This is a genomic window from Methylosinus sp. DMC45 (assembly GCF_056313885.1).
Window position 1 is genome coordinate 29,728 of the sequence record NZ_JBQUZK010000047.1, and the last position, 21,633, is coordinate 51,360.

General features: G+C 66.4%; 23 protein-coding genes and 1 pseudogene. 13 read left to right on the plus strand and 11 right to left on the minus strand.

The genetic code is table 11. The features are described from left to right. The first annotated feature begins 35 nt into the window (after positions 1–35). The gene (locus ACT53T_RS15015; RefSeq protein WP_476161806.1) at positions 36–1,133 is read left to right on the plus strand and encodes a hypothetical protein; all 1,098 of its coding nucleotides are present in this window, start codon (positions 36–38) and stop codon (positions 1,131–1,133) included. 14 nt (positions 1,134–1,147) lie between these two features. Here ACT53T_RS15015 and ACT53T_RS15020 read toward each other — a convergent pair whose 3' ends face one another. Together ACT53T_RS15020 and ACT53T_RS15025 are read right to left on the minus strand one after the other, a co-directional pair. Continuing rightward, positions 1,148–3,277, minus strand: coding sequence for a putative bifunctional diguanylate cyclase/phosphodiesterase (locus tag ACT53T_RS15020; RefSeq protein ID WP_476161807.1), 2,130 nt, complete (start codon positions 3,275–3,277; stop codon positions 1,148–1,150). Between the two features lie 82 nt (positions 3,278–3,359). After that, positions 3,360–3,674 carry a hypothetical protein gene (locus ACT53T_RS15025; protein WP_400766605.1) on the minus strand — a complete coding sequence of 105 codons (315 nt, stop codon included), beginning with the start codon at positions 3,672–3,674 and terminating at the stop codon, positions 3,360–3,362. 36 nt (positions 3,675–3,710) lie between these two features. Between ACT53T_RS15025 and ACT53T_RS15030 the strand changes: the two genes are divergently transcribed. Further along, complete coding sequence (locus ACT53T_RS15030) at positions 3,711–4,535, plus strand: LysR family transcriptional regulator (protein ID WP_476161808.1); 825 nt, start codon at positions 3,711–3,713, stop codon at positions 4,533–4,535. A gap of 6 nt (positions 4,536–4,541) precedes the next feature. Here the strand turns inward: ACT53T_RS15030 and ACT53T_RS15035 are convergent, their stop codons facing one another. From ACT53T_RS15035 to ACT53T_RS15060, 6 genes are all read right to left on the minus strand, one after another. Continuing rightward, positions 4,542–5,285, minus strand: a complete 744-nt coding sequence (locus ACT53T_RS15035; protein WP_476161809.1) for an acetoacetate decarboxylase — start codon at positions 5,283–5,285, stop codon at positions 4,542–4,544. A gap of 103 nt (positions 5,286–5,388) precedes the next feature. Further along, positions 5,389–5,775, minus strand: coding sequence for a VOC family protein (locus ACT53T_RS15040; protein WP_476161896.1), 387 nt, complete (start codon positions 5,773–5,775; stop codon positions 5,389–5,391). Positions 5,776–5,782: 7 nt separating this feature from the next. After that, positions 5,783–7,744, minus strand: a complete 1,962-nt coding sequence (locus tag ACT53T_RS15045) for an acetoacetate--CoA ligase (RefSeq protein ID WP_476161810.1) — start codon at positions 7,742–7,744, stop codon at positions 5,783–5,785. A gap of 224 nt (positions 7,745–7,968) precedes the next feature. Further along, on the minus strand, positions 7,969–8,154 hold the full coding sequence (locus ACT53T_RS15050) for a hypothetical protein (protein WP_476161811.1): 186 nt from the start codon (positions 8,152–8,154) through the stop codon (positions 7,969–7,971). A 64-nt stretch (positions 8,155–8,218) separates the two neighbouring features. Then, positions 8,219–8,578 carry a response regulator gene (locus ACT53T_RS15055; RefSeq protein WP_400766617.1) on the minus strand — a complete coding sequence of 120 codons (360 nt, stop codon included), beginning with the start codon at positions 8,576–8,578 and terminating at the stop codon, positions 8,219–8,221. Then, on the minus strand, positions 8,579–10,657 hold the full coding sequence (locus ACT53T_RS15060; RefSeq protein WP_476161812.1) for a sensor histidine kinase: 2,079 nt from the start codon (positions 10,655–10,657) through the stop codon (positions 8,579–8,581). It abuts the gene before it with no gap. Between ACT53T_RS15060 and ftsY the strand changes: the two genes are divergently transcribed. From ftsY to ACT53T_RS15090, 6 genes and pseudogenes are all read left to right on the plus strand, one after another. Next, complete coding sequence (gene ftsY, locus ACT53T_RS15065) at positions 10,560–11,843, plus strand: signal recognition particle-docking protein FtsY (protein WP_476161813.1); 1,284 nt, start codon at positions 10,560–10,562, stop codon at positions 11,841–11,843. The genes ACT53T_RS15060 and ftsY overlap by 98 nt on opposite strands. After that, the gene (locus ACT53T_RS15070; protein WP_476161814.1) at positions 11,840–12,445 is read left to right on the plus strand and encodes a septation protein A; all 606 of its coding nucleotides are present in this window, start codon (positions 11,840–11,842) and stop codon (positions 12,443–12,445) included. The genes ftsY and ACT53T_RS15070 overlap by 4 nt, the downstream gene beginning before the upstream one ends. 141 nt (positions 12,446–12,586) lie before the next feature. Then, positions 12,587–12,736, plus strand: a complete 150-nt coding sequence (locus tag ACT53T_RS15075; protein WP_157234784.1) for a hypothetical protein — start codon at positions 12,587–12,589, stop codon at positions 12,734–12,736. A gap of 67 nt (positions 12,737–12,803) precedes the next feature. Then, the gene (locus ACT53T_RS15080) at positions 12,804–13,511 is read left to right on the plus strand and encodes a DsbA family protein (protein ID WP_476161815.1); all 708 of its coding nucleotides are present in this window, start codon (positions 12,804–12,806) and stop codon (positions 13,509–13,511) included. A 73-nt stretch (positions 13,512–13,584) separates the two neighbouring features. Continuing rightward, positions 13,585–13,944 (plus strand): VOC family protein, encoded by a 360-nt coding sequence (locus ACT53T_RS15085; RefSeq protein ID WP_476161816.1) that lies wholly within the window; start codon positions 13,585–13,587, stop codon positions 13,942–13,944. A gap of 17 nt (positions 13,945–13,961) precedes the next feature. Next, a pseudogene (locus ACT53T_RS15090) lies at positions 13,962–14,934 on the plus strand (DUF4424 domain-containing protein). Between the two features lie 10 nt (positions 14,935–14,944). On the opposite strand, the gene ACT53T_RS15095 reads toward ACT53T_RS15090, so the two are convergent. Further along, positions 14,945–15,256: a putative quinol monooxygenase gene (locus ACT53T_RS15095; RefSeq protein WP_476161817.1), complete on the minus strand. Its 312-nt coding sequence runs from the start codon at positions 15,254–15,256 to the stop codon at positions 14,945–14,947. A 136-nt stretch (positions 15,257–15,392) separates the two neighbouring features. On the opposite strand from ACT53T_RS15095, the gene ACT53T_RS15100 reads away from it, so the two are divergent. Beyond that, the gene (locus ACT53T_RS15100) at positions 15,393–16,499 is read left to right on the plus strand and encodes an endonuclease/exonuclease/phosphatase family protein (protein WP_476161818.1); all 1,107 of its coding nucleotides are present in this window, start codon (positions 15,393–15,395) and stop codon (positions 16,497–16,499) included. A gap of 108 nt (positions 16,500–16,607) precedes the next feature. Here the strand turns inward: ACT53T_RS15100 and ACT53T_RS15105 are convergent, their stop codons facing one another. Further along, complete coding sequence (locus ACT53T_RS15105; RefSeq protein ID WP_476161819.1) at positions 16,608–17,054, minus strand: hypothetical protein; 447 nt, start codon at positions 17,052–17,054, stop codon at positions 16,608–16,610. A gap of 275 nt (positions 17,055–17,329) precedes the next feature. Here ACT53T_RS15105 and ACT53T_RS15110 point away from each other — a divergent pair, with 275 nt between their 5' ends. From ACT53T_RS15110 to ACT53T_RS15120, 3 genes are all read left to right on the plus strand, one after another. Further along, on the plus strand, positions 17,330–18,148 hold the full coding sequence (locus tag ACT53T_RS15110) for a L,D-transpeptidase (RefSeq protein ID WP_476161820.1): 819 nt from the start codon (positions 17,330–17,332) through the stop codon (positions 18,146–18,148). 127 nt (positions 18,149–18,275) lie between these two features. Next, positions 18,276–18,419, plus strand: coding sequence for an oxidoreductase (locus ACT53T_RS15115; protein WP_400766636.1), 144 nt, complete (start codon positions 18,276–18,278; stop codon positions 18,417–18,419). 10 nt (positions 18,420–18,429) lie between these two features. Then, a complete protein-coding gene (locus ACT53T_RS15120) occupies positions 18,430–19,380 on the plus strand; it encodes a site-specific tyrosine recombinase XerD (RefSeq protein ID WP_476161821.1) in 951 nt (316 codons plus the stop codon). 71 nt (positions 19,381–19,451) lie between these two features. Here the strand turns inward: ACT53T_RS15120 and ACT53T_RS15125 are convergent, their stop codons facing one another. Beyond that, positions 19,452–20,330, minus strand: coding sequence for an alpha/beta fold hydrolase (locus tag ACT53T_RS15125; RefSeq protein WP_400766640.1), 879 nt, complete (start codon positions 20,328–20,330; stop codon positions 19,452–19,454). A 343-nt stretch (positions 20,331–20,673) separates the two neighbouring features. Between ACT53T_RS15125 and sucD the strand changes: the two genes are divergently transcribed. Further along, a complete protein-coding gene (sucD, locus tag ACT53T_RS15130; RefSeq protein ID WP_400766641.1) occupies positions 20,674–21,558 on the plus strand; it encodes a succinate--CoA ligase subunit alpha in 885 nt (294 codons plus the stop codon). Positions 21,559–21,633 lie beyond the last annotated feature (75 nt).

Consider the following 21,633-nt stretch of genomic DNA (forward strand, 5'->3'; position numbering starts at 1 on the left):
GGACCGACGCGCCGACGCAATCGGAGGACTGGAAGATGAACGCGCCCGCCGACGAGAAGCTCATCGCCGAGTTCGAGGAGTTCAAGGAGCTGTTGCGTCACACCGGCCCGCAGCCGGAGGAGGAGCCGCCGGCTCATCTTCGGCTGGATCATCCCGCCGACCCGCCGCCGGCCGCCGCCGCCGCCAAGCCGGAGGCCGTGCGGGCGCCGAGCGAGGTCGATCGGCAGATGCGCGCGCGGCGCCGGCCGAAGGCGGAGGATTCGCAGAGCGCGCGCGGCGAGGTTCGTCGAAGTGGGCGCGGTTGGCTGATCGCCGTCGCCGTCGTCATTCTCGTGGTCGGCTTGGGCGCCATCGCCATGGTTTTCATGCCCGGCGATGTAGAGGACGAGCCTCTCGTTTCGGCGACCCAGCGCGAGTCCATCGACCCCGCCGAGCCCGCCGCCACGGGCAATGCCGAGGGCGCCATGGGCGCCGAGCCGGCTCCCGCCGCCGCGGAAGCCGCGCCGGAGACAGAGGCGCCCGCCGCCGCCGAGGAGCCGGCCGCCGCCGCGCCCGCCCCGGCGCGTGCGCCATCGGCTCTGCCGGAAGGGGCGTTGAGCCCGCCGGCCGCCAACGCGGTTCCGCTCGCCGCTCCGAATGCTGCGCCGATTCGCGTCATTCCAACGCCCAAGGCGCCGCCGCCGGCCGCGCCCATCGTCGCCGAGCCGGCAGTCGCTGAGCCGCCGGTCGCCGAGCCGCCGGCTCCCGAGCCTGTCGTCGCCGCGCCGCCGCCCGCGGCCAAGGCCCATGCCGCCAAGCCGGCGCCGCAGCCCAAGCCGTCCCATGCCGCGCAGCCTGCGCCGCCGCCGGCCAAGCCCGCCGCTCAGGCCAAGCCGCCCGCCGCGGCGCCCGTCAAGCCGACTGCTCAGGCGAAGCCCGCCAAGGCCAAGCCCGAGACCAAGCCCGGCGCTGCTCCCGCCGCCGCCGCTCCCATCGCCGCGCCCGCTCCCGTGGCGGAAGCGCCGGCCGCCGCTCCGCCGCCGCCCACTCCGCCGAGCGAGCAGCCCGGCTTCATGCAGCGTGCGGTCGACACGGTCACGGGCGCGGTCGGCGATCTCGGCCGCATGGCGACCGGCGTCATTCCGCGAGACTAAAAAAAGGAAGGGCCTCAGGCCACGCGGCGGTCGGAGCGTCGGCGGCGCAGCAGCTTGCTGGCGTCGCCGATCGGCATCGCCTTGCCGAAATAAAATCCCTGGCCGATCTCGCAGCCATTCTCGGCGAGGCGCCGCAGCACATCCGCCGTCTCGACGCCTTCGGCCACCGTCGTCACGCCGAGATGCTTCAGCAGGCTCAAAATCGCGTCGACGATTCGTCCGGCTTCCTCGTCGTGCTGCATGGCCAGCACGAAGGAGCGATCGATCTTCACCTTGTCGAAATGGAAGGCGCGCAGATGATAGAGGCTCGAATAGCCCGAGCCGAAATCGTCGAGCGAGATGCGCACGCCTTCCGCCTGCAGCGCCGCGAGCGTCGCGCGCGCCGTGTCGACATCGTCGACGAGCGCGCTCTCGGTGATCTCGACGTCGAGACGCGACGGCGGAAACATCTCCTCCTCCAGCGTCGACAGCAGGCGGGAGGCGAGCAGCGGATCTTTCAGCTGCATGGGCGAGACATTGACCGATAGCCGCACTTGGGCGCCCCATTGCAGCGCCTCGCGGCAGGCGCGCCGCACCACCGACCAGGTGAGATCGGCGATGACGCCGATCTGCTCGGCCAGCGGAATGAAGACGTCCGGCGGGATGGAGCCGAGCCTGTCGTGCGTCCAGCGCGCCAGCACCTCGAAGCCATAGACGCGATTGTCGCGCAGATCGACGAGCGGCTGATAGAAGGGACGGATGTCGCCGGCGGCGACGGCTTTCTTCAAGGCGGATTCGAGCTCGGCGCGCCGGCGCAGATCTTCATCCATGCTCTGCTCGAAGAAGCGGAACAGGCCGCGTCCGTCGCGCTTGGCGTGATACATCGCAATATCCGCGGCGCGCAGCAGAGTGCTGACGTCGAGGCCGTTCTCCGGGCATAGCGAGACGCCGACGCTGGCGCTGAGCTCCACGCGCCGCTCGCCGATCTCGATCGGCTCCGCTATGGCGGCGAGCGCGCGGCCGGCGACGCGCATCGCCTGATCGGCATGAGTCGCCGGAGTCATCTCCATCAAAATCGCGAATTCGTCGCCGCCGAGACGCGCGACGACGTCGTTCTTGCGCGAGGCTTGGCGCAGGCGTCGCGCCACCTCGCAGAGCACGGCGTCGCCGAAGCGATGGCCCTCGAGATCATTGATCGGCTTGAATCGATCGAGATCGACGAAGAGCAGAGCGCAAGAGGTGGCGCCGTCCTCGACGCGCTCGATCGCGGCGTGGAGATCGGCGACCAGCATGCGACGATTGGGCAGGCCGGTGAGCGAATCCTGACGCGCGAGAATTTGCGCATGCTCCTGCGCGGCGCGCGTCGCCTCATGCGCGCGCTCAAGCGCCTGCGCATTGGCGCGGAACACGTCGAGCGATTTCGCCATCACGCCGATCTCGTCGTCGCGGCCGATCTCGGGAACCTCGACATAGCGCTTGCCCTCCGCCAGCTCGGTGAGCGCGGCGGTGATCGCGGCGAGCGGGCGCGTGATCCGCTCCTTGATGCGAAACAGCAGCCAGATCGCCAGAGCGAGGGCGAGCGCCGAGGCGAGCATCGTGACCTTCAGCGCGCCTTCGGTCACGCGCGCGGCCGTCTCCGCTTCCGCATGCGCAGACCATCGAAGCTCGTCGATCGTGGCGTCGGCGGCTTCGTCCGTCGTCCTGTAGAGCTCGTGCAGAGCCATGACGTCGCTCGCGTCGCGGATCGAGGCGGCGTCTGGCGCGCGCGCCATCCAGGCGTCATGGGCGATGAGATAGGCGGAAAGCGCAGCCTCGAATTTGGCGAGGTCGGGACGCGGCTCCGCGCCGAACAGATCGAGATACTCGCGCCGAAGCGCGTCGATGACGCGGCGATGCTCGGCGGCGCGCCGCTCTGCGGCGATGCGGTCTTCTTCCGTCTCCGCCAGCCCGCGATAGGTCTCCGCGATCCTGAACTCCGACACGCGGTCCGACAATTCGCCGAGAATGCGCGTTCCGTCGACCCATTTCGAGGCGAGCGCGTCCGTCTTGGCGTCGACCGCGCGCAGGCTCAGCGCCGACAGCAGCGCCAGCCCCAGAACGATCGCCAGAAACGCGCCGATGAACAGCGTCAATTGGGCTTGCAGCGTGAAGCGAAAGCTCGTCATTGAGCGCGCCCGAGGCGGTGAACTTGTCTCATCGACAGAGATAATTGTAATTTGATCCGCGTATGTCCAGTTGCGCCGGGCGCTATCGCGAGCGCGCAATTGTCGCGGGGGCGGCGTCACGGCCTTGCTCCAGCAGCGGAGTCGAAGGATAGGCGCGCCGCGCTTTCGCTTGCGTGAGATAGAAACGCTCGCCCTCGCGATAGGCCGCGTTTCCGCTCACCACCTCGAACTCGCAGAAGGCGCGCGCTTCCTGTGGCGCGGCCAGCAGGCGCACGCTGCGCGGCAGCAACGCGAAGCCCGCGCCCTCGTCCTTCTCCAATATCGTCAGCAGCGCTTCCATGTTCCGCCCCTGCTTCGCCATGCCGAGCATATGGCGCGGAGCTGTGGGACGGTCCAATTGTCAATTTCGATCCGATGATGCATTTCTCGCATCATGGAGCTGCAGTGGATCGACGATTTCCTGGCGCTCTGCCAGACGCGCAATTTCACCCGCGCGGCGCAGGCGCGCGGCACGACGCAATCCGCCTATAGCCGCCGCATGCAGCGGCTGGAGGATTGGCTCGGCGCGCCGTTGTTCGATCGCGAGCGTCGCCCGGTGACGCTGACGCCGGCGGGCGAAGAGTTTTTGGCGCGCGCGCATCGTCTGCGCGACGAAATCTATGATGCGCGCCGCGCCGTGCTCTCCGTGTCCAGCCATTTGGAGAAGGCGCTGCGCATCTACGCGACCAACACGCTGGCGGCGACCTTTCTGTCGCCTTGGTTGATAAAACATGAACTGCGCAATTACTCCGTCGTCGTCGCCTCCGTCTCCGGCTGCATAGAGGCGGTCAAGCGCGGCCATGGCGATCTCGCCATGGTTCCCGATTTCGGCGACGCCGATCATCTCGCCGGGCTCGCGCTCGAGGCGATCGGCGAGGATCGCCTGATCCTCGCGCAGCGCCGCGGCGGCGAGAGCCTCGTAGCGCTGGAGGGCGACTCTCTTATCGGGCGGCTCATGGTCTATGCGCCGGGCACGCATTATGGCGCGCGCATCGCCGCAATGCTCGCCGCGCATGGAATAGGATTGCGCGATCCGCCGATCTGCGAGAGCGCTTCGGCGGAAGCGCTGCTGGCGCAAGTCGAGGCCGGCCTCGGCGCCGCCTGGATTCCGGCGATCCTCCTGCGCGGGGAGAGCGTCGCGCGCTGCCCGCTCCCCGATTATTTCGATATCGCCTATAAGATTCTGCTGGCGCGCGCGTCCGAGCGCAAAGACGCCTGAGCGCGGCTATTTTCGATCCAGATAATCGAACACGACCTCGCCCAGCGCGAGCGTGAGATCGGCGGTGAAATGCGTCGCCGAAATAATCTCGCGCACCGGCAGGCGGGCGACGTCGCAGGCGACATGCGGATGCAGCGCGAGCGCCGCCGGCGAGGCCCAGGCGCCTTTCACCACCACATCGGTCATGTGATAGCGCACCAGCTCCAGCACGCGCGGCGAGCCGTCGACATGGGGAATGATCTTCAAAAGAAAATTCGGCTGCTGGATCGCCTCGGCGATCGGCGCCGTCTCCAATATGCGATGCTTGTAGCCGACCGAAGCCTCGACGCAGAGGGCGGGGCCGTATTTCAGCGTGCAGAGAATGACGTCGCCGTCATGCTCGATCTTGGGCGAGGCGAGCTTTTTCGGAAAGCCCCACAGCTCGCGGCCGCCGGCGATGGGCGCGTCATCGTCGAGATACATGGCGTGGACATAGGCGCCCTTCTGACCGTTGAAGCGCACCGGTATCACCTGGCCGCTCTCGGTATAGTCGCCGAAGCCGGTCGAGTCCGGCATGCGGATGAACTCGTATTTGACGATGGGCTCGTCCACCTCGAGCGGCTCCGGCACCACCGCGCGCAGCGCGTCGATGTCGGTGCGATAGGTGATGACGATGAATTCGCGATTATAGAAACGATAGGGTCCGCGCGGATAGGCGGGATTGGTCAGCGGCATCGCATAGGCGGTCTCGAGCACTTCGTCGATCTTCATCTTCGCGGCTCCTGTCCATCAGATTCGAGGCCATCGTTATTCGAGGCAATGAGGCGAATAGATAGCGCGCTTTCGTGACGATCCGACGCTCGCGCGCCGTCGATCAACGCGCCGAGGCGTCCAATTGCACGAGCACCCATTGGTTGCCGTAGAGGTCATGGAAACGAAAATGGAACGATCCTTCGTCGCTCTGGACCGATTCCGCGATCTTCACGCCCTTGTCGGCAAGACGTGCGAAATCGCCATGAATATCGTCGGTGTAGACCACTCCGACGGGCTGACCGCCAGTCTGGTTTCCGACTCGCGCGCGCGCTTCGGCGCTATCGGCGAGCAGCAGCCAGACGCCGCCCTCACCGAAACCGAGATGCAGGAAGCGTCGGGCGCCTTCGCCTGCGTCGAAAAGCGTGTCGAGGCCGAGCTTGTCCCGATAGAAATTCGCGGCCTCGTCATAGTCGTTCACCAGAATGACGATGCGTCCCAATGTCTGCATCACGGTCCTATCGGCCCTTGTCCGCGAGCTGCGGAAGATTTGCGAAAAATTCGAGCGCTTCGGGATTGGAGAGCGCGCCGACATTCTTCACCGGCCGCCCATGCACGATCTCCTTCACCGCGAGCTCGACGAGCTTGCCGGAGCGCGTATGCGGCAGATCGGGCGCCTCGATGATGACCGAAGGCACATGGCGCGGCGAGGCCTTCTCGAACAATTCGCGCTTGATGCGCGCGGCGAGCGCGTCGTCCAGCTCCGCGCCCTCGCGCGTCTTCACGAACAGCACGATGCGCGTCGTGCCTTCCCATTCCTGATCGATGGCGAGAGATTCGAGAATCTCCGGCAGGCGCTCGACGATATTGTAGATATCCGCCGTGCCGATGCGAACGCCTTGCGGATTGAGCGTCGCGTCCGAGCGGCCATGGATGAGGAATCCCTTGTGCTCGGTCTGCGTGGCGAAATCGCCATGGCGCCAAATGCCCGGATGTTCCGAAAAGTAAGCCTTGCGATATTTCTCGCCGTCGGCGTCGTTCCAGAAATAGATCGGCATCGAAGGAAAGGGCTGCGTGCAGACGAGCTCGCCCTCATGGCCGGCGACGCGCTTGCCGTCCTCGTCCCACACTTGCACCGCCATGCCGAGGCCGGCGCATTGAATCTCGCCGCGATAGACCGGGCTCCACGGATTGCCGCCGACGAAGCAGGAGACGATGTCGGTGCCGCCGCTGATCGAGGCGAGCTGCACATCCGTTTTGAAGTCGCGATAGACATAATCGAAGCTGTCCGGCAGCAGCGGCGAGCCGGTGGAGGCGATGCTGCGCACGGTGGAAAGATCGTGGCTCTCGCGCGGCTTCAGCCCTTGCTTCTCGATCTGCTTCAAATAGCCGGCCGAGGTGCCGAAGAAGGTCGCCTTCTCCTTGGCGGCGAAGTCGAGCAATATCGCGCCATCCTTGCCGGCGTTGAAGAAGCCGTCATAGAGCAGCAGCGTCGCCTCGCTGGCGAGGCCGCTCGCCAGCCAGTTCCACATCATCCAGCCGGTGGAGGTGGCGTAGAAGAAGCGGTCGCCCGGCTTTATGTCGCTCTGCAGCCGATGCTCCTTCAAATGCTGCAGCAACGTGCCGCCGGCGCCGTGCACGATGCATTTGGGCGCGCCCGTCGTGCCGGAGGAGAACATGATGTAGAGCGGATGGTCGAAGGGCAGGCGCTCGTAGCGCAGCGCTGCGCCTTCATGCGCGGCGATCGCCTGCGGCAGCAGCAGCGCATTGGCGAGGCCGTCGAGCGAGGGCGACTCGCTGGTATAGGGAACGACGAGGATTTTCTGCACGGTCGGCAGCTTGCTGGCGATCTCGCGAATATTATCGGCGCGATCGAGCGTCTTGCCCTTGTAGAAATAGCCGTCCACCGCGATGAGAATGCGCGGCGCGATCTGGCCGAAGCGGTCGAGCACGCTCTGCACGCCGAATTCCGGCGCGCAGGAGGACCACACCGCGCCGAGCGAGGCGGCCGCCAGCATGCCGATGATCGCCTGCGGCCCATTGTGAATATAGGCGGCGATGCGGTCGCCGGGCTCGACCCCCTGAGCGCGGAAGAAGGCGGCGAGCGCGCCCGCCTTTGCGACGATCTCGCCGAAGGTGAGACGCCGCTCGACCTTGTCCTCGCCCCAGAAGACGATGGCCTCTGTCTCCGCCGGGCGCGGGCGCAGCAGATTTTCCGCGAAATTCAGCCGGGCGTCCGGGAACCAGCGCGCGCCGGGCATTTTATCGGCGTCGATGAGAACGCGTTCGCCCTTCTCGCCGATGACGCCGCAGAAGTCCCAGATCGCAGACCAGAATTCGGGCGAATGGGCGAGGCTCCAGCGATAGAGCCCGTCATAGTCGAAGCTCTCGGCGAAGGGCCTCGTCGCCTCGATGGATTGCGCGAAGCGGGTGAGAATGGCGTTTTTCTGGCGATCGAGGTCGGGCTTCCAGATCGGCATCGATAAATCCTTGGGGCGCGGCATTGGGGCTCCGCTCGTCATAGAAGCTCCCGATTGTGCGCGATAGGGGATCGGCCTGCGTATTTTGGGACGGCGGCCGGCGCTGCGACAAGCTTTGGTTTCGGGCTCGGCGCCGCTATGTTGGGCGCCGCGGCGGTTCGTTCGGCATTTATTCATCTTGGCCGCGGCATTGTCATGGCGCCGTCCCGCGCCGTGGACGCCCCTCATAGAGGAGATCGATTATGACGAAGAAGTTCATCGCCGTGCTGGCTCTGGGTTTCGCCGTGGCCATGGCTCCGCTCGCCGCCTCGGCCCATCCGGGTCCCCATCACCATCACCATCATCATCACCACCATCACCATCATCATCACCACCATCACCACCACCACCACCATCATCATCATCATCATTGACGATCATGGCGCGAGGCGCTCGGTTTCGGGCGCCTCGGCCGCGCCCGGGCTCATCTTCGCTCTACCGCCCGAGAGCGCGTATGCGTGAGGTCAGCTCGTCCTGATCATAGGGCTTGGCGAGGAAGGGCGCGCCGCAGAGCGGCTCCGGCAATTGCCGCTGCAGATAGCCCGACAGCACGAAGAAGGGCAGATTGCGCGCCTTCAGCGCGTCGGCGATGGCGGCGCTGCTGGCGCCGCGTAGATTGGCGTCGAGGATCACGCCGTCTATGTCCGCGTCCTCGAGCAGCTTCAAGGCTTCGTCCACCGAGCTCGCCGTCCCTCCGATCTCATATCCGACCTCCTCGACGACGAAGCAGAGATCGGCGGCGATGGCCGGCTCGTCCTCGACGACGAGAATGCGGATGGGCTCGTTACCCTTCATCTAATCCTCTCCTTGCGCGGGCTCGATGACATTGTCGAGCGGCGCGCTCACCTTCCAGACGACGCCGCTCGGCGCATAATCGAGCGTGACCTGTCCGCCGAGCGCGTGTTTGGCCATTTGTAGAATCACCATATGGCCGAAGCCGTGGCGCTTGGGCGCGACGACGGGCGGGCCGCCGCTCTCGCGCCATTCCATCTCGAAATGCGGCGCATCGCCGTCGCCGATGACGCCGAAGGCGATGCGCACCACGCCCGAGTCATTGGAGAGCGCGCCATATTTTCCGGCGTTGGTGGCGAGCTCGTGCAGCGCCATGCCGATGGCCTGGCTCGCCGCCGGCCTCACCACCGTCGTCGGCCCCTCGATGCAGATGCGCGAGCCGAAGAGATCGCGGAAATGGGCGAGCTGCGAGCGCGTCAGCGCATGCAGCTCGACGCCGCGCCATTCGTTCTGCACCAAGAGATCATGGCTCGCGCCGAGCGCCGCTATGCGCTGATCGAAGCGTTGCGAGAAAGCGAGCGGAGAGTCGCGCCGCGCCGTCTGCCGCGCCACCGCGCGCACGACGGTGAGGAGATTCTTGGCGCGATGCGTCACCTCGCGCAGCAGCAGCTCGACGCGCTCCTGCGCGTGCTTGCGCTCGGTGATGTCCTGAATCGTGCTGCGCAATCCGACGATGGCGCCGCGCTCGTCGCGCACCGCCTCGCCGCGAATGGTGACATGAATGGCGACGCCGTCGGCGCGATGCGCGGGCAGATCGAGCTCGAAGCCTTCGCCGGTGCGCAAGGTCTCGCGGGTCGCGGCGTCGAGCCGATCCCAATCGGCGGGCGCGTAGAGCAGGCCCTTCTGCTCGGCGAAGCTCGGCGGCGGCGCATCGGGGTCGAGGCCGAAAATATGCGCGATATAGGGCGAGGCGCCGCCGCGGTCGTCATGGCGGCCGCTCCAGCGCCAGCTGCCGATGCGGCCGAGCCTCTGCGCCTCGCGCAGCTCCGCCTCGGTTCGCTGCAGCGCCAGCTCGCGCACGCGGATTTCCTCCGCGCGCTCGCGCTCGGCCGCATAGGCGCGGGCGTCGGTCATGGAGGAGGCGATCTTCGCGGCGACGCGATCGAGGAAATAGGCATAGGCGGCGTCCAGCCGCTTGAACGGATTTATGGCGGCGATCAGCGCCGCGGCGGCGCGGTCCTGGCCGAGCAGCACGATGGGAAAGAGCACGGCCTCGTCCGGCGCGGCCGGCCAGGGGCCGCAGGGCGGCTCGCCGAAGCGCGCGTCGATCGCGCGTATCGCGACACGGCCCGGCGTCAGCCGCGCGACCTCGGCGAGGCCCCATATGTCGCCGCGAACCGGATCGGGATCGCCGAGCGGGATGCGCAGCGGCGCGACGCGGCCGCCCGGCCGCGCGCCGGTCGCAGCCATCAACTCGGCCTCGCCGCGCTCGTGATCGAAGCGATAGATGACGGAGAAGGGCAGGTCATAGCCATTGACGGCGAGCACGCTGGCGGCGAGGCGGCAGGCCTCGCCCTCGTCCTCGGCGCGGCTCAGCGCGGCGAGGTCGCGCAACGTGCGCAGCCGCCGCTCGCCGATGACGCGGTCCGTCGTCTCCACCACCGGGCAGAAGACGCCGCCTATCCCGCCGTCGTCATCGGGAATCGGGCTGTAGGAGAAGGTGAAATAGCCCTCGTCCCGGCGGCCGTTGCGGATCATGTGCAGCTGCAGATCTTCCGAGCGCGTCGGCGCGCCATTGGTGAGCGCGCCCTCCAGCATGGGGCCGATGACGTCCCAAATCTCCGGCCACACCTCGCGGGCCGGCCGGCCGAGCGCGCGCGGATGCTTGTCGGCGAGCAGGCCGTGATAGGCGTCGTTATAGAGGAGGCAGAGATCGGCGCCCCAGAAGATGGCGATGGGAAAGGCGCTGTTGAGGCAAATCTCCAGCGCGACGCGCAGGCGCTTCGGCCAAGTCTGCGGCAGGCCGAGCGGCGACCGCGCCCAATTGGCGGCGGCGATGGCCGCTGCGGTTTCGCCGTCTCCGAAGAAAAATCGGCCGGATCGCCTCTCCGAGACGTCGATCCAGGCTGCGCCGGCTGTCACTGCGACGACCCCGGGTCGTTCGAGGCCAGCCCCCCGCGTGTCATATCGAGCCGCCATTCGGCCGCTTCAACCCCGCGGCGGCGAAACGCGCCGCTGGCCCTTCGTCGCGCCCTGGTGTAGCAATCGGCCGCGACCGCGAGGTACCATGAGCGAAGCCGAAGAAAAAAAGGGACTCTTCGCGCGGCTGTTCGGCCGTGGAGGAACGCCCGCCGAAGAAGCCGGCGCAGATCGTCCGAAAAAGCGTTCCTGGTGGGAGCGGCTGACCGGGGGGCTGTCGCGCTCCTCGCAGGCCATCGTCCAGGGCATTTCCGATCTTTTCAGCAAGCGCAAGCTCGACGCGCTCACCCTCGAGGAGCTCGAGGATGTGCTGATCCGCGCCGATTTGGGCGTCGCCGCCGCGCAGCGCATCGCCGGCAAGGTCGGCGCCGCGCGCTATGAGAAGGACATAGGCCCGGACGAAGTGCGCGCCATTCTGGCGGAGGAGGTCGAGCGCGTGCTCGAGCCCGTCGCGCTCCCCTTCGAGCTGGACCAGACGAAGAAGCCGTTCATCGTGCTCGTCGTCGGCGTCAACGGCTCCGGCAAGACCACGACCATCGCCAAGCTCGCCGCCAAATGGACCGGCGAGGGCAAGAAGGTGATGCTCGCCGCCGGCGACACTTTCCGCGCCGCGGCCGTGGAGCAGCTCCGCATTTGGGGAGAAAGGCTCAACTCGCCCGTCTGTTACGCGCCGGAGGGCGCCGACGCCGCGGGCCTCGCCTTCGACGCCATCAAATCCGCGCGCGAGCGCGACTCCGACATTCTGCTGATGGACACGGCCGGCCGGCTGCAGAATCGTGCCGAGTTGATGGCGGAGCTGGCCAAGATCGTCCGCGTGATGAAAAAGGCCGAGCCCGAGGCGCCGCACGCCGTTCTTCTGGTGCTGGACGCGACCGTCGGCCAGAACGCCATCGCCCAGGTCGACGCCTTCGAGCGGACCGCCGGCGTCACCGGCCTGGTGATGACCAAGCTCGACGGCACGGCGCGCGGCGGCATTCTCGTGGCCATCGCCGAGAAATACGGTCTGCCCATTCACTTCATCGGCGTCGGCGAAGGCTCGGAGGATCTCGAGCCTTTCACCGCACGCGATTTCGCCCGCGCCATCGCCGGGCTCGACTCCGACGCCGAGGCGGGCGAGCAGCAATCATGACACAAGAGACCGCAGCGCCCGCCAAGAGGCGCCTTCACCCGGGACTGAAATTCGCGCTGGAGATGGGGCCGCTGGTCCTGTTCTTCATCGTCAATCAGAAGTTCGGCATCTTCCAGGCGACGGCGGCGCTGATGGTCGCCGTGGTGGCGACGCTCGCCGTCTCCTATTCCATCACGCGCCATTTGCCGACCATGCCGATGGTCACGGCGATCTTCGTGCTCGTCTTCGGCTCGCTGACCTTTTTTCTGCAGGACGAGAATTTCATCAAGCTGAAGGTCACGATCCTCTACGCTCTCTTCGGCTCGGCGCTGCTCGGCGCGCTCTGGTTCGACAAGCTGCTGCTGCCGGCGGTGTTCGAATCCGCCTTTCGGCTGGACGACGCCGGCTGGCGCAAGCTCACCTGGCGCTGGGCGCTCTTCTTCTTCTTCCTCGCCGCGCTCAACGAATTCGTGCGCCGCGGCTTTCCGACCGACGTCTGGGTGAATTTCAAGGTCTTCGGCATTTTGCCGCTGACGCTGCTCTACGCTCTGTCGCAAATCCCGCTGATGATGCGCCACGAGCTGAAGGAAGAGGCGGGCGAGGAGCCGGACAGCCATTTCTGACGTAATCTCGGCCTGCTGATTTCCGGCTCTTTCTCGTCCGGCGCGCCTTGTGCGGTCTCGCACAGGCGCCCGCGGACGGCGGCGCTAATTCTCATGGCGTTCGCCGCCGATGCGGCTTTTCCGACGAGAAGGAAGCCCGCCATGACCGAGTTCGTCCAGCTCTTCGCCGCTCTTCTGGCCGCGATCGTCATCGGCGCCGTTTTCTCGCTCTTCAACGCCGAGGCCGCCATCGCCTCTGCGCCGGCCGGCGCCGTTCATTCGGTGATCTGCGGCGGCGGCTGGTGCGGCTGAGGGCGCACCCCAAAATCGCTTCTTTCTGTGCTAGCCGGAATGCGATCTCGATGAGGAGCGCATTCTCATGGCCGAATATGAATTGCTGTCGTCGCTCAGCCGCCGTGTCCTGCTCGGCTCGTTCGCCGCAATGGCGGGGGGCGCGGCCTTCCGCCCGGCTCGGGCGCAGGAGAACAATCTCTTTCCGATCATGGCCGACGACGGCCAGCCGATCGCCAATTACCGTCTACCGTCGGAACTCTCGCCGGCCGATCTTCCCGGTCTGCTCTGGCATGGGCCGGCGACCGCCGATGTGGTCGTGTTCGAGTTCTTCGATTATAATTGTCCCTATTGCCGCAAGGCCGCGGGCGATCTCGACGCGCTCCTCGGCAAGGACAAGAATGTCCGGCTCGGCCTCGCCGACAACGCCGTCCTCGGCCTCGGCTCCTTTCTGGCGGCGCGGGTGAAGCAGGCGGTTCTGCGCCTCTACGGGCCGGAGAAGGCCTATCAGCTCCACAAGCAATTATTCGCGCATCGCGGCGCCATTGATGGGATCTCCGCTCTCGCGGTCGCCAAAGCCATGGGCCTCGACGCCGCCAAGATCGAGGAATCGGCGAATTCGGACATGATCGGCGGCGTGGTGAAGCGCCATGTCCAGCTCGCCGCCGATCTCGGCTTCGCCGCCTCGCCGTCCTTCGTCATCAGCTCTGTGGGCGTTCTCGGCTATCCCGGCGCCAAGTCGATCGCGCGGATGATCGCCGCCAGCCGCAAATGCGATGCGCCGGTCTGCGGCTGAGCCCGCGGCGCCGCTCTCGACTTTGCGGGCGATCTCTCGCAGATTGCGGCTCCGTTCCAGCCGAGACATTCCCATGACCATTCGCACCATTTCCATTTCTCTCGTCACCGAAGACATTTCCCGTTCCGTCAAATTCTATGTCGAGGAGCTCGGCTTCGTCTGCCTGCTCAAATTGGAGGAATTCGCGCGCGTGCGCTCGGGCGCGGCGGACATAATGTTCGTCTCCCCCAATGCGCATCGCGAATGGCGAGGGCCGCAGCTCACCGGCGCCGTCTATCTCGGCGTCGACAATATCGACGAATTATGGGAACGGCTGAAGGATCGCGCGCGCATCGTCTATCCGATCGCGACCATGGATTATGGCGTGCGCGAGTTCGGCCTGCTGGACGACAGCGGCTATCAGCTCTCGCTGGCGCAGCCTGTCGCCCGCTGAGCCCGGCGGAGGATGCGATGCGCGGAACGACCGGAGTTTTTCTCGTCACGCTCTGTCTCGGCGCCGCTGCGGCGCGGGCCAATGATTCGACGGCGGCGCTGACGACCGGCGGTCTCGTCCTGCGCGCCGACGCCGACATAGAGATGCGCTCGGAAGATTTGTCGATCTCGCGCGAGCGGATCGCGGTCCGCTACCGCTTCTTCAACCATTCCGCCGCCGATCGCACGGTGACGGTGGCTTTTCCAATGCCGGAGATCGACTTTCGCGAGTCGGTCAATGTCTCCGTGCCGGACGAGGATTCGGACAATTTCCTGAAGTTTCGCACCCTCGTCGACGGGCGAGAAATCGTCGCGCATATGGAGCAGAAGGCTTTTCTCGACGGGGGCGAGGTCGGCGAGCGGCTGAGGGCGCTCGGCGTTCCGCTGCAGCCGCGCGCCAAGAAGACGCTGGCGACGCTGGACGCGCTGCCGAAGAACGTCCAGCGACAGCTGCTGAAGGAGAGGCTCGTCCGCGAGGACGATTACGACCAGGGCAGGGGCATGGAGCATCATGTCGCGCCGGAATGGAGCCTGCGGACGAGCTTTTATTGGGAGCAGACGTTTCCGGCCGGCCGCGAGATCATCGTCGAGCACGCTTACGCGCCGAGCGTCGGCGGCTCGGTGCAGATCCCGCACGCCCGCCGAAATCGAGGCTTATCGGACGCGCTATTGCCCCGACAAATCTTTCATCGCCGCCGTCGCCGCCATGACCAAGAAGAATGGCGCGCCGCCGCCGGAGCAACGCATCGCCTATGTGCTGAAGACGGGCGCCAATTGGGCCGGGCCGATCGGCGATTTTCACCTCGCCGTCGACAAGGGCGACCCCGCCGCCCTGGTCAGCTTTTGCGAGACCGGCGTGACGAAGACCGGCCCGACTCGTTTCGAGGTCCATAAGACCGATTTCAAGCCGACGCGCGACCTCGATATTCTCATCATCGACGCGTCCCAGTGACGGCGCCGGGTCATATCGGCTCCTCGGCGTCGATCTCATAGGAGATGAGCCGGCGATCGCCGACGCCGAGCGCCTCCCAGCCGTCGCGCCATCGGCGCAAATGGTCGGACGCGAAATGCGCCGCGAGCGCGGCGCGGCTCTCCCATATCTCCGTCACGCGGACGAGCCCGGGCTCCAGCACGTCTTCCGCATAGGAATAGGCGAGGCAGCCCGCTTCCGCGCGGCTCGCATGGATCATCGCCGCCATGGCCGGGCGCGCCCGCTCGAGCGAGCCCGGCGGGATGCGAATGGTTCCGACGATCAGAATTCGGTTCTGCGGCACAGGAAGCCTCCAATCGTCCGCGCGAAGCGCTGTCGCATCATTGAAACAAACGTCGTGCAGTGATTATACTTCACGACGCCGGCGCCGCCGGCCATTGCGTGAAACGGCTTTTTCGCCTTCGTCCGGGCGCTCACCCATGAAGCTCGCATCCTATAATCTCGAAAATCTCTTCCTGCGTGCGCATGCGCTGAACGGCGAAAGCTGGTCCGAGGGCAAGAAGGCGCTGGAGGCGCAGGCCGAGCTCTCCGCCATTCTCGGCAAGCCGGTCTATACTGTCGCCGACAAGAAGAAGATCATCAAGCTGCTCGGCGAGCTGAAGCTCGAGAAATCCGACGATGGCGGGCCTTTCGCAATCCTGCGCCAAAATCGCGGCCATCTCGTCAAGCGCGCCAAGACCGGAATCGAGGTCGTCGCCGGCGGCCGCAATGATTGGATCGGCTGGGTCGAGCTGAAACGCGAGGAAGTGAATGAGGAGGCGACGCGCAACACGGCGCGCGTCATCATCGATGTCGACGCCGATGTGCTCGGCGTCATCGAGGCGGAGAGCCGGCCGGCGCTGGTGCGCTTCAATGACAATATCGTCAAAGGGGAGGGCGGCAAGCCCTATGCCCACGCCATGCTGATCGACGGCAATGACGATCGCGGCATAGATGTCGGCCTCTATGCGCGCGCGGGCTATGAGATCGTCGCCATTCACAGCCATGTCGATGACGCCGACAACACCGGCCGCATCTTCAGCCGCGATTGCGCGCATTATGAAATCCGCACGCCCAAGGGCAATTTGCTGCATCTCCTTATCAATCATTTCAAGAGCAAGGGCTTCGGCTCGCAGACGACCTCCAACGCCAAGCGCGAGCGGCAGGCGGCGCGGGTGAAGGAGATTTACGACGCGCTGCGCAAGAGCGCGGAGCATGTCGCCGTCATCGGCGATTTCAACGACACGCCGGACAGCGCGCCGCTGGCGCCGCTGCTGCTCCAGACCGATTTGAAGGATATCAGCGAGCACGCGCGTTTCGACGACGGCGGACGGCCCGGCACTTTCGCCGCCGGCGCGGCGTCCAACAAGATCGACTATATTCTTCTCTCGCCGGCGCTATTCGCCGCGACGAAGGGCGGCGGCATTTTCCGCAAGGGCGTGTGGGGCGGCAAGAACGGGACGCTCTTTCCGCATTACCCCGAGATCACAAAAGCCTCGGAGGCGGCCTCCGACCATGCGGCGATCTTCGCCGAGATCGACGTCTAGAGTCTGCTCTCGAGGAGCGAGCCTGAAGGCTCGCGGTCCAAGCGCGCCCGGTCCAAGCGCGCCCCTGGACCGCGAGCCTTCAGGCTCGCCCTTTCGTAGCCCGACAGCCTATCTGTTCCACTCGCGCTGATGCAGCTCCAATTCGAGATGGCGCAGGAATTTCGCATCCGGCAGCGCGCGCAGCGCCGCTTCGATGCGATCTATGTCGGCGCCTTCGACATCGGCCGCGAACAGCACCATCAGGCCGCCGTCGCCGCTTTCGACGATCGCATCCTCGAGCCGTGAGACATCGCCGCCGCGCTCCCCTTTGACCACGGCGAAATCGAAGACGATCCGCAGATCGTCCGAGCGCAATATGATCGCCTCCAGGCTTTCCAGCTCGGCTTCCAGCGCCTCATGGGCGAGCCGATAGGCGAATTCTGGATCGCCGGCCGCGAGGACGGCGAGCTGGAGCTGCGGGCTCCAGCCTTGCTCGCGCAAGCGGCGGAGCGCCTCGACGAGAGGCAGGGGATCGGCGGCGAGGGAATAGGCGCGCTGCGCCATCGCTTGCGGCATGGGCGGGACTCTCTCTCTTTTTCTTTTTCGGCGTCCGAGCGCTGTCTCGAGCTTGCTACAGACTGTCGCGTCGGAATTCCCAGGCAAGAAGCGCGCCGGCCGGCGAAGGGGCGCCGCCTCGCCCCCGCCCGGCGTGAACGCGGGCGTTTTCTATTCGTCAACCATAAAAAATGCTTCAGATTTACGATTAAAATTCAGGGTTTATTCTTCGCCCGGTCCAGCTAGAGCAAGATGATCGCGCCGGCCCTCGGGCGGCGCGACGGGCGGTGCGTTTCATGTCCAAAAGAGTCTCCTGTCTCCTCGCCATTCTTCTTTCGTCTTCGGTCGGCGCAGCCGCCGCGGCTCCGCGCGTCATCACCGGAATCGGCGAGCGCGAGGCCGGCCGGCTCTTTCCGGCCGAGGAGCCGGCGCCCGAGCCGGCCTATGTCGCGCCGCCGCCGGTTGCTCCGATCGCGCCGCCGGCTCCCGCCTATGTCGCGCCGCCGCTGCGCGTGGCGATGGCGCGCGCGGAGCCGCCCGCGGCCCCCGGAGCCTATGGCGGCGGCTTCATCGAGCTGCTCGTCACCGGCCAGACGCCGCAGCCGCAGCCGCAAGCGGGTCGTCGCGTCGCGGCCCTCGGCGCGGGCGAGGCCATTGTCCAGCGCCAGATCGATCCGGTCTTCCTCCGCACCGAGGTCGATTACGCGGGCGCTGAGCATCCCGGCACGATCGTCATCGATTCGGAGAACAAGTTTCTCTATCTCGTGCAGGGAGGCGGGCGCGCGCTGCGCTATGGCATAGGCGTCGGTCGTCCGGGCTTCACCTGGGCCGGCGTCAAGACCATCTCCCGCAAGGCGGAATGGCCGGATTGGACGCCCCCCGGCGAGATGCTGGCCCGTCGCCCCGATCTGCCGCGCCACATGGACGGCGGGCCGGCCAATCCGCTCGGCGCGCGCGCAATGTATCTCGGCTCCTCGCTCTACCGCATCCACGGCACCAACGAGCCCTACACGATCGGCCAGAACGTCTCCTCCGGCTGCATTCGCATGATGAACGACGATGTGGCCGATCTCTATGATCGCGTCCATGTCGGAACCAAGGTTGTGGTTCGTTGACTCTGGCGAGCGATCGCCGGTGGCGGAACAGCCGCCGCGCGCCTATCTCACGAGACGCGCGGACGGTTGCAAAACAACCGGCTTCGGGCGATAGCTGCCATGCGTTTTCTTCGAAAGGGGCCGATTCTTGCCCAGCCTCATCCGCTTTTTGGTCATTGTCGGCGTGCTCGCGGCTCTCGGCTATGCGGGGATGCTGGCGATCGTGGCCTATGTCTCGCCGCAGCCGCGCGAGATGACGCAGACGATCTCGCCGCAGCGCCTCAACAAGTGAGACCTTCAGAATGGGCGACGGCAAGCGCCATCCGCTGATCGCCGCCTTTCTCGACATGCTGGCCGCCGAGCGCGGCGCCGCGCGCAACACGCTCGACGCCTATCGCCGCGACCTCGAAGATTATTTCGAATTCTTGAAGAAATCCGGCGCCGATCCTCTGCGCGCCGACACGGACGGCCTGCGCGCCTATCTCGCGGCGCTGGAGGCGCGCGGCATGACCGGCGCGACGGCCGCGCGGCGGCTCTCGGCGCTGAAGCAGTTTCACAAATTCCTCTATGTCGACCGCTATCGCGCCGATGATCCGGCGACGGCGCTCGAGGGGCCGCGTCGCCATCGCAGCGCGCCGGATATTCTCTCGGTGGACGAGGTGACGCGCCTTCTGGACACGGCGCGGGAGGGGATAGACGACGAGTCGCGCCCTCTCGGCGAGCGCATGCGCTCCGCGCGCCTCCACGCCGCGCTCGAGACTCTCTACGCCAGCGGTCTGCGCGTGTCCGAACTCGTCTCCTTGCCGGCGAGCGCGGCGCGCGCGCGCGAGCCTTTCGTCGCCGTGCGCGGCAAGGGCGCGAAAGAGCGTCTCGTGCCGCTCTCCGAGCAGGCGCGCGCCGCGCTTCACGCCTATCGCGCGCTGCTCGCGAAGCATTCGCCGGGGCTCGCGGCCTCGCCTTTTCTGTTTCCGTCCGATGCGGCGGAAGGGCATCTCACGCGCCAGGCCTTCGCGCGCGATCTCAAAAGCGCCGCCGCCGCCGCGGGACTTCCGTCGCGCGACATCAGCCCGCATGGGCTGCGCCACGCCTTCGCCAGCCACCTTCTGCAAAATGGCGCGGATTTGCGCGTCGTGCAGGAATTGCTCGGCCACGCCGATATTTCGACGACGCAAATCTACACGCATGTGCTGGACGAGCGCATCCGCGCCATGGTGCGCGACCTGCATCCGTTGAACATGGCGAGTAGCGAGTAGCGAGTAGGGAATAGCGAGTAGCGAGTAGGGGGCGGTCGCCTGTGGGTGACTATTCGCTACTCGCTATTCGCTCACCCGACTCTCTCCACGAAATCCCCTATCGCCCGGATCGTCCCCTCGTCCAGCAGCAACGGCGCATGGCCTTGGCCGGGCACGGTCAGCCGCTCGAGCAGCGGATGGCCGTCGGCCATCGCCGCGAAGGTCTCCTCCGAGAGCAGATCGGAATTGCCGCCGCGGATCACCAGCGTCGGAATGGCGGCCATGGCCTTCCATTCGTCGTGGAGCAGAATCGGCCCGCTGTCCGGCCCCACCTCGTCGAGCGTATGCGAGAGCGCGGGATCATAGCGCAGCTGCAGATGTCCGTCGGTCTCGACGAAGGTCGTGCGCGCCCATTCCTCCCATTCGGCTTGGCCGAGGCTGGTGAATTGCGGTCCGGCGATGAGCTTCAGCGCGGCGAGGGCGACGGCCATCGTCGCCGAGCCCGGCTGGCGGCCGACATAGCCCTTTATGCGGCGCAGCCCGCCGGCGTCGATCACCGGGCCGATGTCGTTGACGACCGCGGCCTGCAAAATCTCGGGCCTTCGCGCCGAAAAGCGCATCACATGAATGCCGCCGCGCGAGGTGCCGACGAAAATCGCTTTTTCGACGCCGGCCGCCGCGAGCGTGGCCAGAATATCGGCCTCCTCGACATCGAGGCTGTAATGCGTCCAGTCCTCGTCCCAATCCGAGAGGCCGCGGCCGCGATAGTCGAGTGCCAGCACGCGGCGTCCGCGCTTCGCCAGCGCTCGCGCCAGTGCGTCGAAATCCAATGCCGTGCGCGTCAGTCCGGCGAGGCAGACGACCGGAATGGCCGCGCCGCCGCCCGTCGGAAGGTAATCGACATAGTGGAGCCGCAGCCCGTCGCCCGCAGTGAGATATCGGCTTTCGCGCCGCACGCTCTGCTCCGCCATCCGCACCCTCGGTTTCGGCCTCTCGCCCGCGCGGCCGGCCTTTCGCGGATATAGGCGCCGCGGCGCCGGAATGTCTTCCCCCGCGCGGGCGGCGCCTAGAAATTCTCCGGCCTTTGCGGCGGTTGCGCATTCTGCCGCTATTTCGCGCAGGAGCCGAGCCCGCTTCCGCGCCAGTCAGCCTTGATGCGCGCGCCATTTCTCAATAATTTGCGTTTACCGCTCTTCGAAACGGCAAATAGCGCGTTTCGAGCGAGCAGATCGTCGCGCCGCCCGTGTTTCGAGCGGGCGCGCTTCCCGAATATGACTGGCGGCGCTATTGCGCCCCGACGCCCCAGGGGCTCGAATGTCCGTCCTCATCGACAAGAACACCAAGGTCATCTGTCAAGGCTTTACCGGCAAGACCGGCACTTTCCACTCCGAGCAGGCGGTGCGTTACGGCACCCGCATGGTCGGCGGCGTTTCGCCCGGCAAGGGCGGCTCGACGCATCTCGATCTTCCCGTCTTCGACACTGTGGCGCAAGCGCGGGAGAAGACCGGCGCCGAGGCTTCGGTCATCTATGTGCCGCCGCCGGGCGCGGCCGACGCCATTTGCGAGGCGATCGACGCCGAGATCCCCCTCATCGTCGCCATCACCGAGGGCGTTCCGGTCCATGACATGATTCGCGTCAAGCGCGCGCTGTCGGGCTCCAAGTCCCGTCTCATCGGCCCCAATTGCCCGGGCGTCGTCACCGCGGGCCAGAGCAAGATCGGCATCATGCCCGGCAATATTTTCAGCCAGGGCTCCGTCGGCGTCGTCTCGCGCTCCGGCACGCTGACCTATGAGGCCGTGTTCCAGACGACTCGCGAGGGTCTCGGCCAGACCAGCGCCGTCGGCATCGGCGGCGATCCGGTCAAGGGAACCGACTTCATCGAGATCTTGGAGTTGTTTCTGGCCGACGACGCCACCAAATCCATCATCATGATCGGTGAGATCGGCGGCTCCGCGGAAGAGGACGCGGCCCAATTCTTGATCGACGAGGCCAAGCGGGGCCGCAAGAAGCCGATGGTCGGCTTCATCGCGGGCCGCACCGCCCCTCCCGGTCGCCGCATGGGTCACGCCGGCGCGATCGTCTCCGGCGGCAAAGGCGACGCCGAGAGCAAGATCGCGGCGATGGAATCGGCCGGGATCGTCGTCTCGCCGTCGCCGGCTCGGCTCGGCAAGACTTTGGTCGAAACGCTGAGCCGCTGAGGTTCGGCGACAATGCGCGTCGGCGAATCGCCGGCGCGTCCCCCGAAAAAAGAGCGCGGGGCGAAATCTTTAAAG

Bases quoted from the DNA above. Each gene is read 5' to 3' on its own strand.
- ACT53T_RS15015 (WP_476161806.1), top strand. From the start codon at position 36: ATGAACGCGCCCGCCGACGAGAAGCTCATCGCCGAGTTCGAGGAGTTC.
- ACT53T_RS15020 (WP_476161807.1), bottom strand. From the start codon at position 3,277: ATGACGAGCTTTCGCTTCACGCTGCAAGCCCAATTGACGCTGTTCATC.
- ACT53T_RS15030 (WP_476161808.1), top strand. From the start codon at position 3,711: ATGGAGCTGCAGTGGATCGACGATTTCCTGGCGCTCTGCCAGACGCGC.
- ACT53T_RS15035 (WP_476161809.1), bottom strand. From the start codon at position 5,285: ATGAAGATCGACGAAGTGCTCGAGACCGCCTATGCGATGCCGCTGACC.
- ACT53T_RS15040 (WP_476161896.1), bottom strand. From the start codon at position 5,775: ATGCAGACATTGGGACGCATCGTCATTCTGGTGAACGACTATGACGAG.
- ACT53T_RS15045 (WP_476161810.1), bottom strand. From the start codon at position 7,744: ATGCCGATCTGGAAGCCCGACCTCGATCGCCAGAAAAACGCCATTCTC.
- ACT53T_RS15050 (WP_476161811.1), bottom strand. From the start codon at position 8,154: ATGATGATGATGATGATGGTGGTGGTGGTGGTGATGGTGGTGATGATG.
- ACT53T_RS15055 (WP_400766617.1), bottom strand. From the start codon at position 8,578: ATGAAGGGTAACGAGCCCATCCGCATTCTCGTCGTCGAGGACGAGCCG.
- ACT53T_RS15070 (WP_476161814.1), top strand. From the start codon at position 11,840: ATGACACAAGAGACCGCAGCGCCCGCCAAGAGGCGCCTTCACCCGGGA.
- ACT53T_RS15075 (WP_157234784.1), top strand. From the start codon at position 12,587: ATGACCGAGTTCGTCCAGCTCTTCGCCGCTCTTCTGGCCGCGATCGTC.
- ACT53T_RS15080 (WP_476161815.1), top strand. From the start codon at position 12,804: ATGGCCGAATATGAATTGCTGTCGTCGCTCAGCCGCCGTGTCCTGCTC.
- ACT53T_RS15085 (WP_476161816.1), top strand. From the start codon at position 13,585: ATGACCATTCGCACCATTTCCATTTCTCTCGTCACCGAAGACATTTCC.
- ACT53T_RS15100 (WP_476161818.1), top strand. From the start codon at position 15,393: ATGAAGCTCGCATCCTATAATCTCGAAAATCTCTTCCTGCGTGCGCAT.
- ACT53T_RS15105 (WP_476161819.1), bottom strand. From the start codon at position 17,054: ATGCCGCAAGCGATGGCGCAGCGCGCCTATTCCCTCGCCGCCGATCCC.
- ACT53T_RS15110 (WP_476161820.1), top strand. From the start codon at position 17,330: ATGTCCAAAAGAGTCTCCTGTCTCCTCGCCATTCTTCTTTCGTCTTCG.
- ACT53T_RS15120 (WP_476161821.1), top strand. From the start codon at position 18,430: ATGGGCGACGGCAAGCGCCATCCGCTGATCGCCGCCTTTCTCGACATG.
- ACT53T_RS15125 (WP_400766640.1), bottom strand. From the start codon at position 20,330: ATGGCGGAGCAGAGCGTGCGGCGCGAAAGCCGATATCTCACTGCGGGC.
- sucD (WP_400766641.1), top strand. From the start codon at position 20,674: ATGTCCGTCCTCATCGACAAGAACACCAAGGTCATCTGTCAAGGCTTT.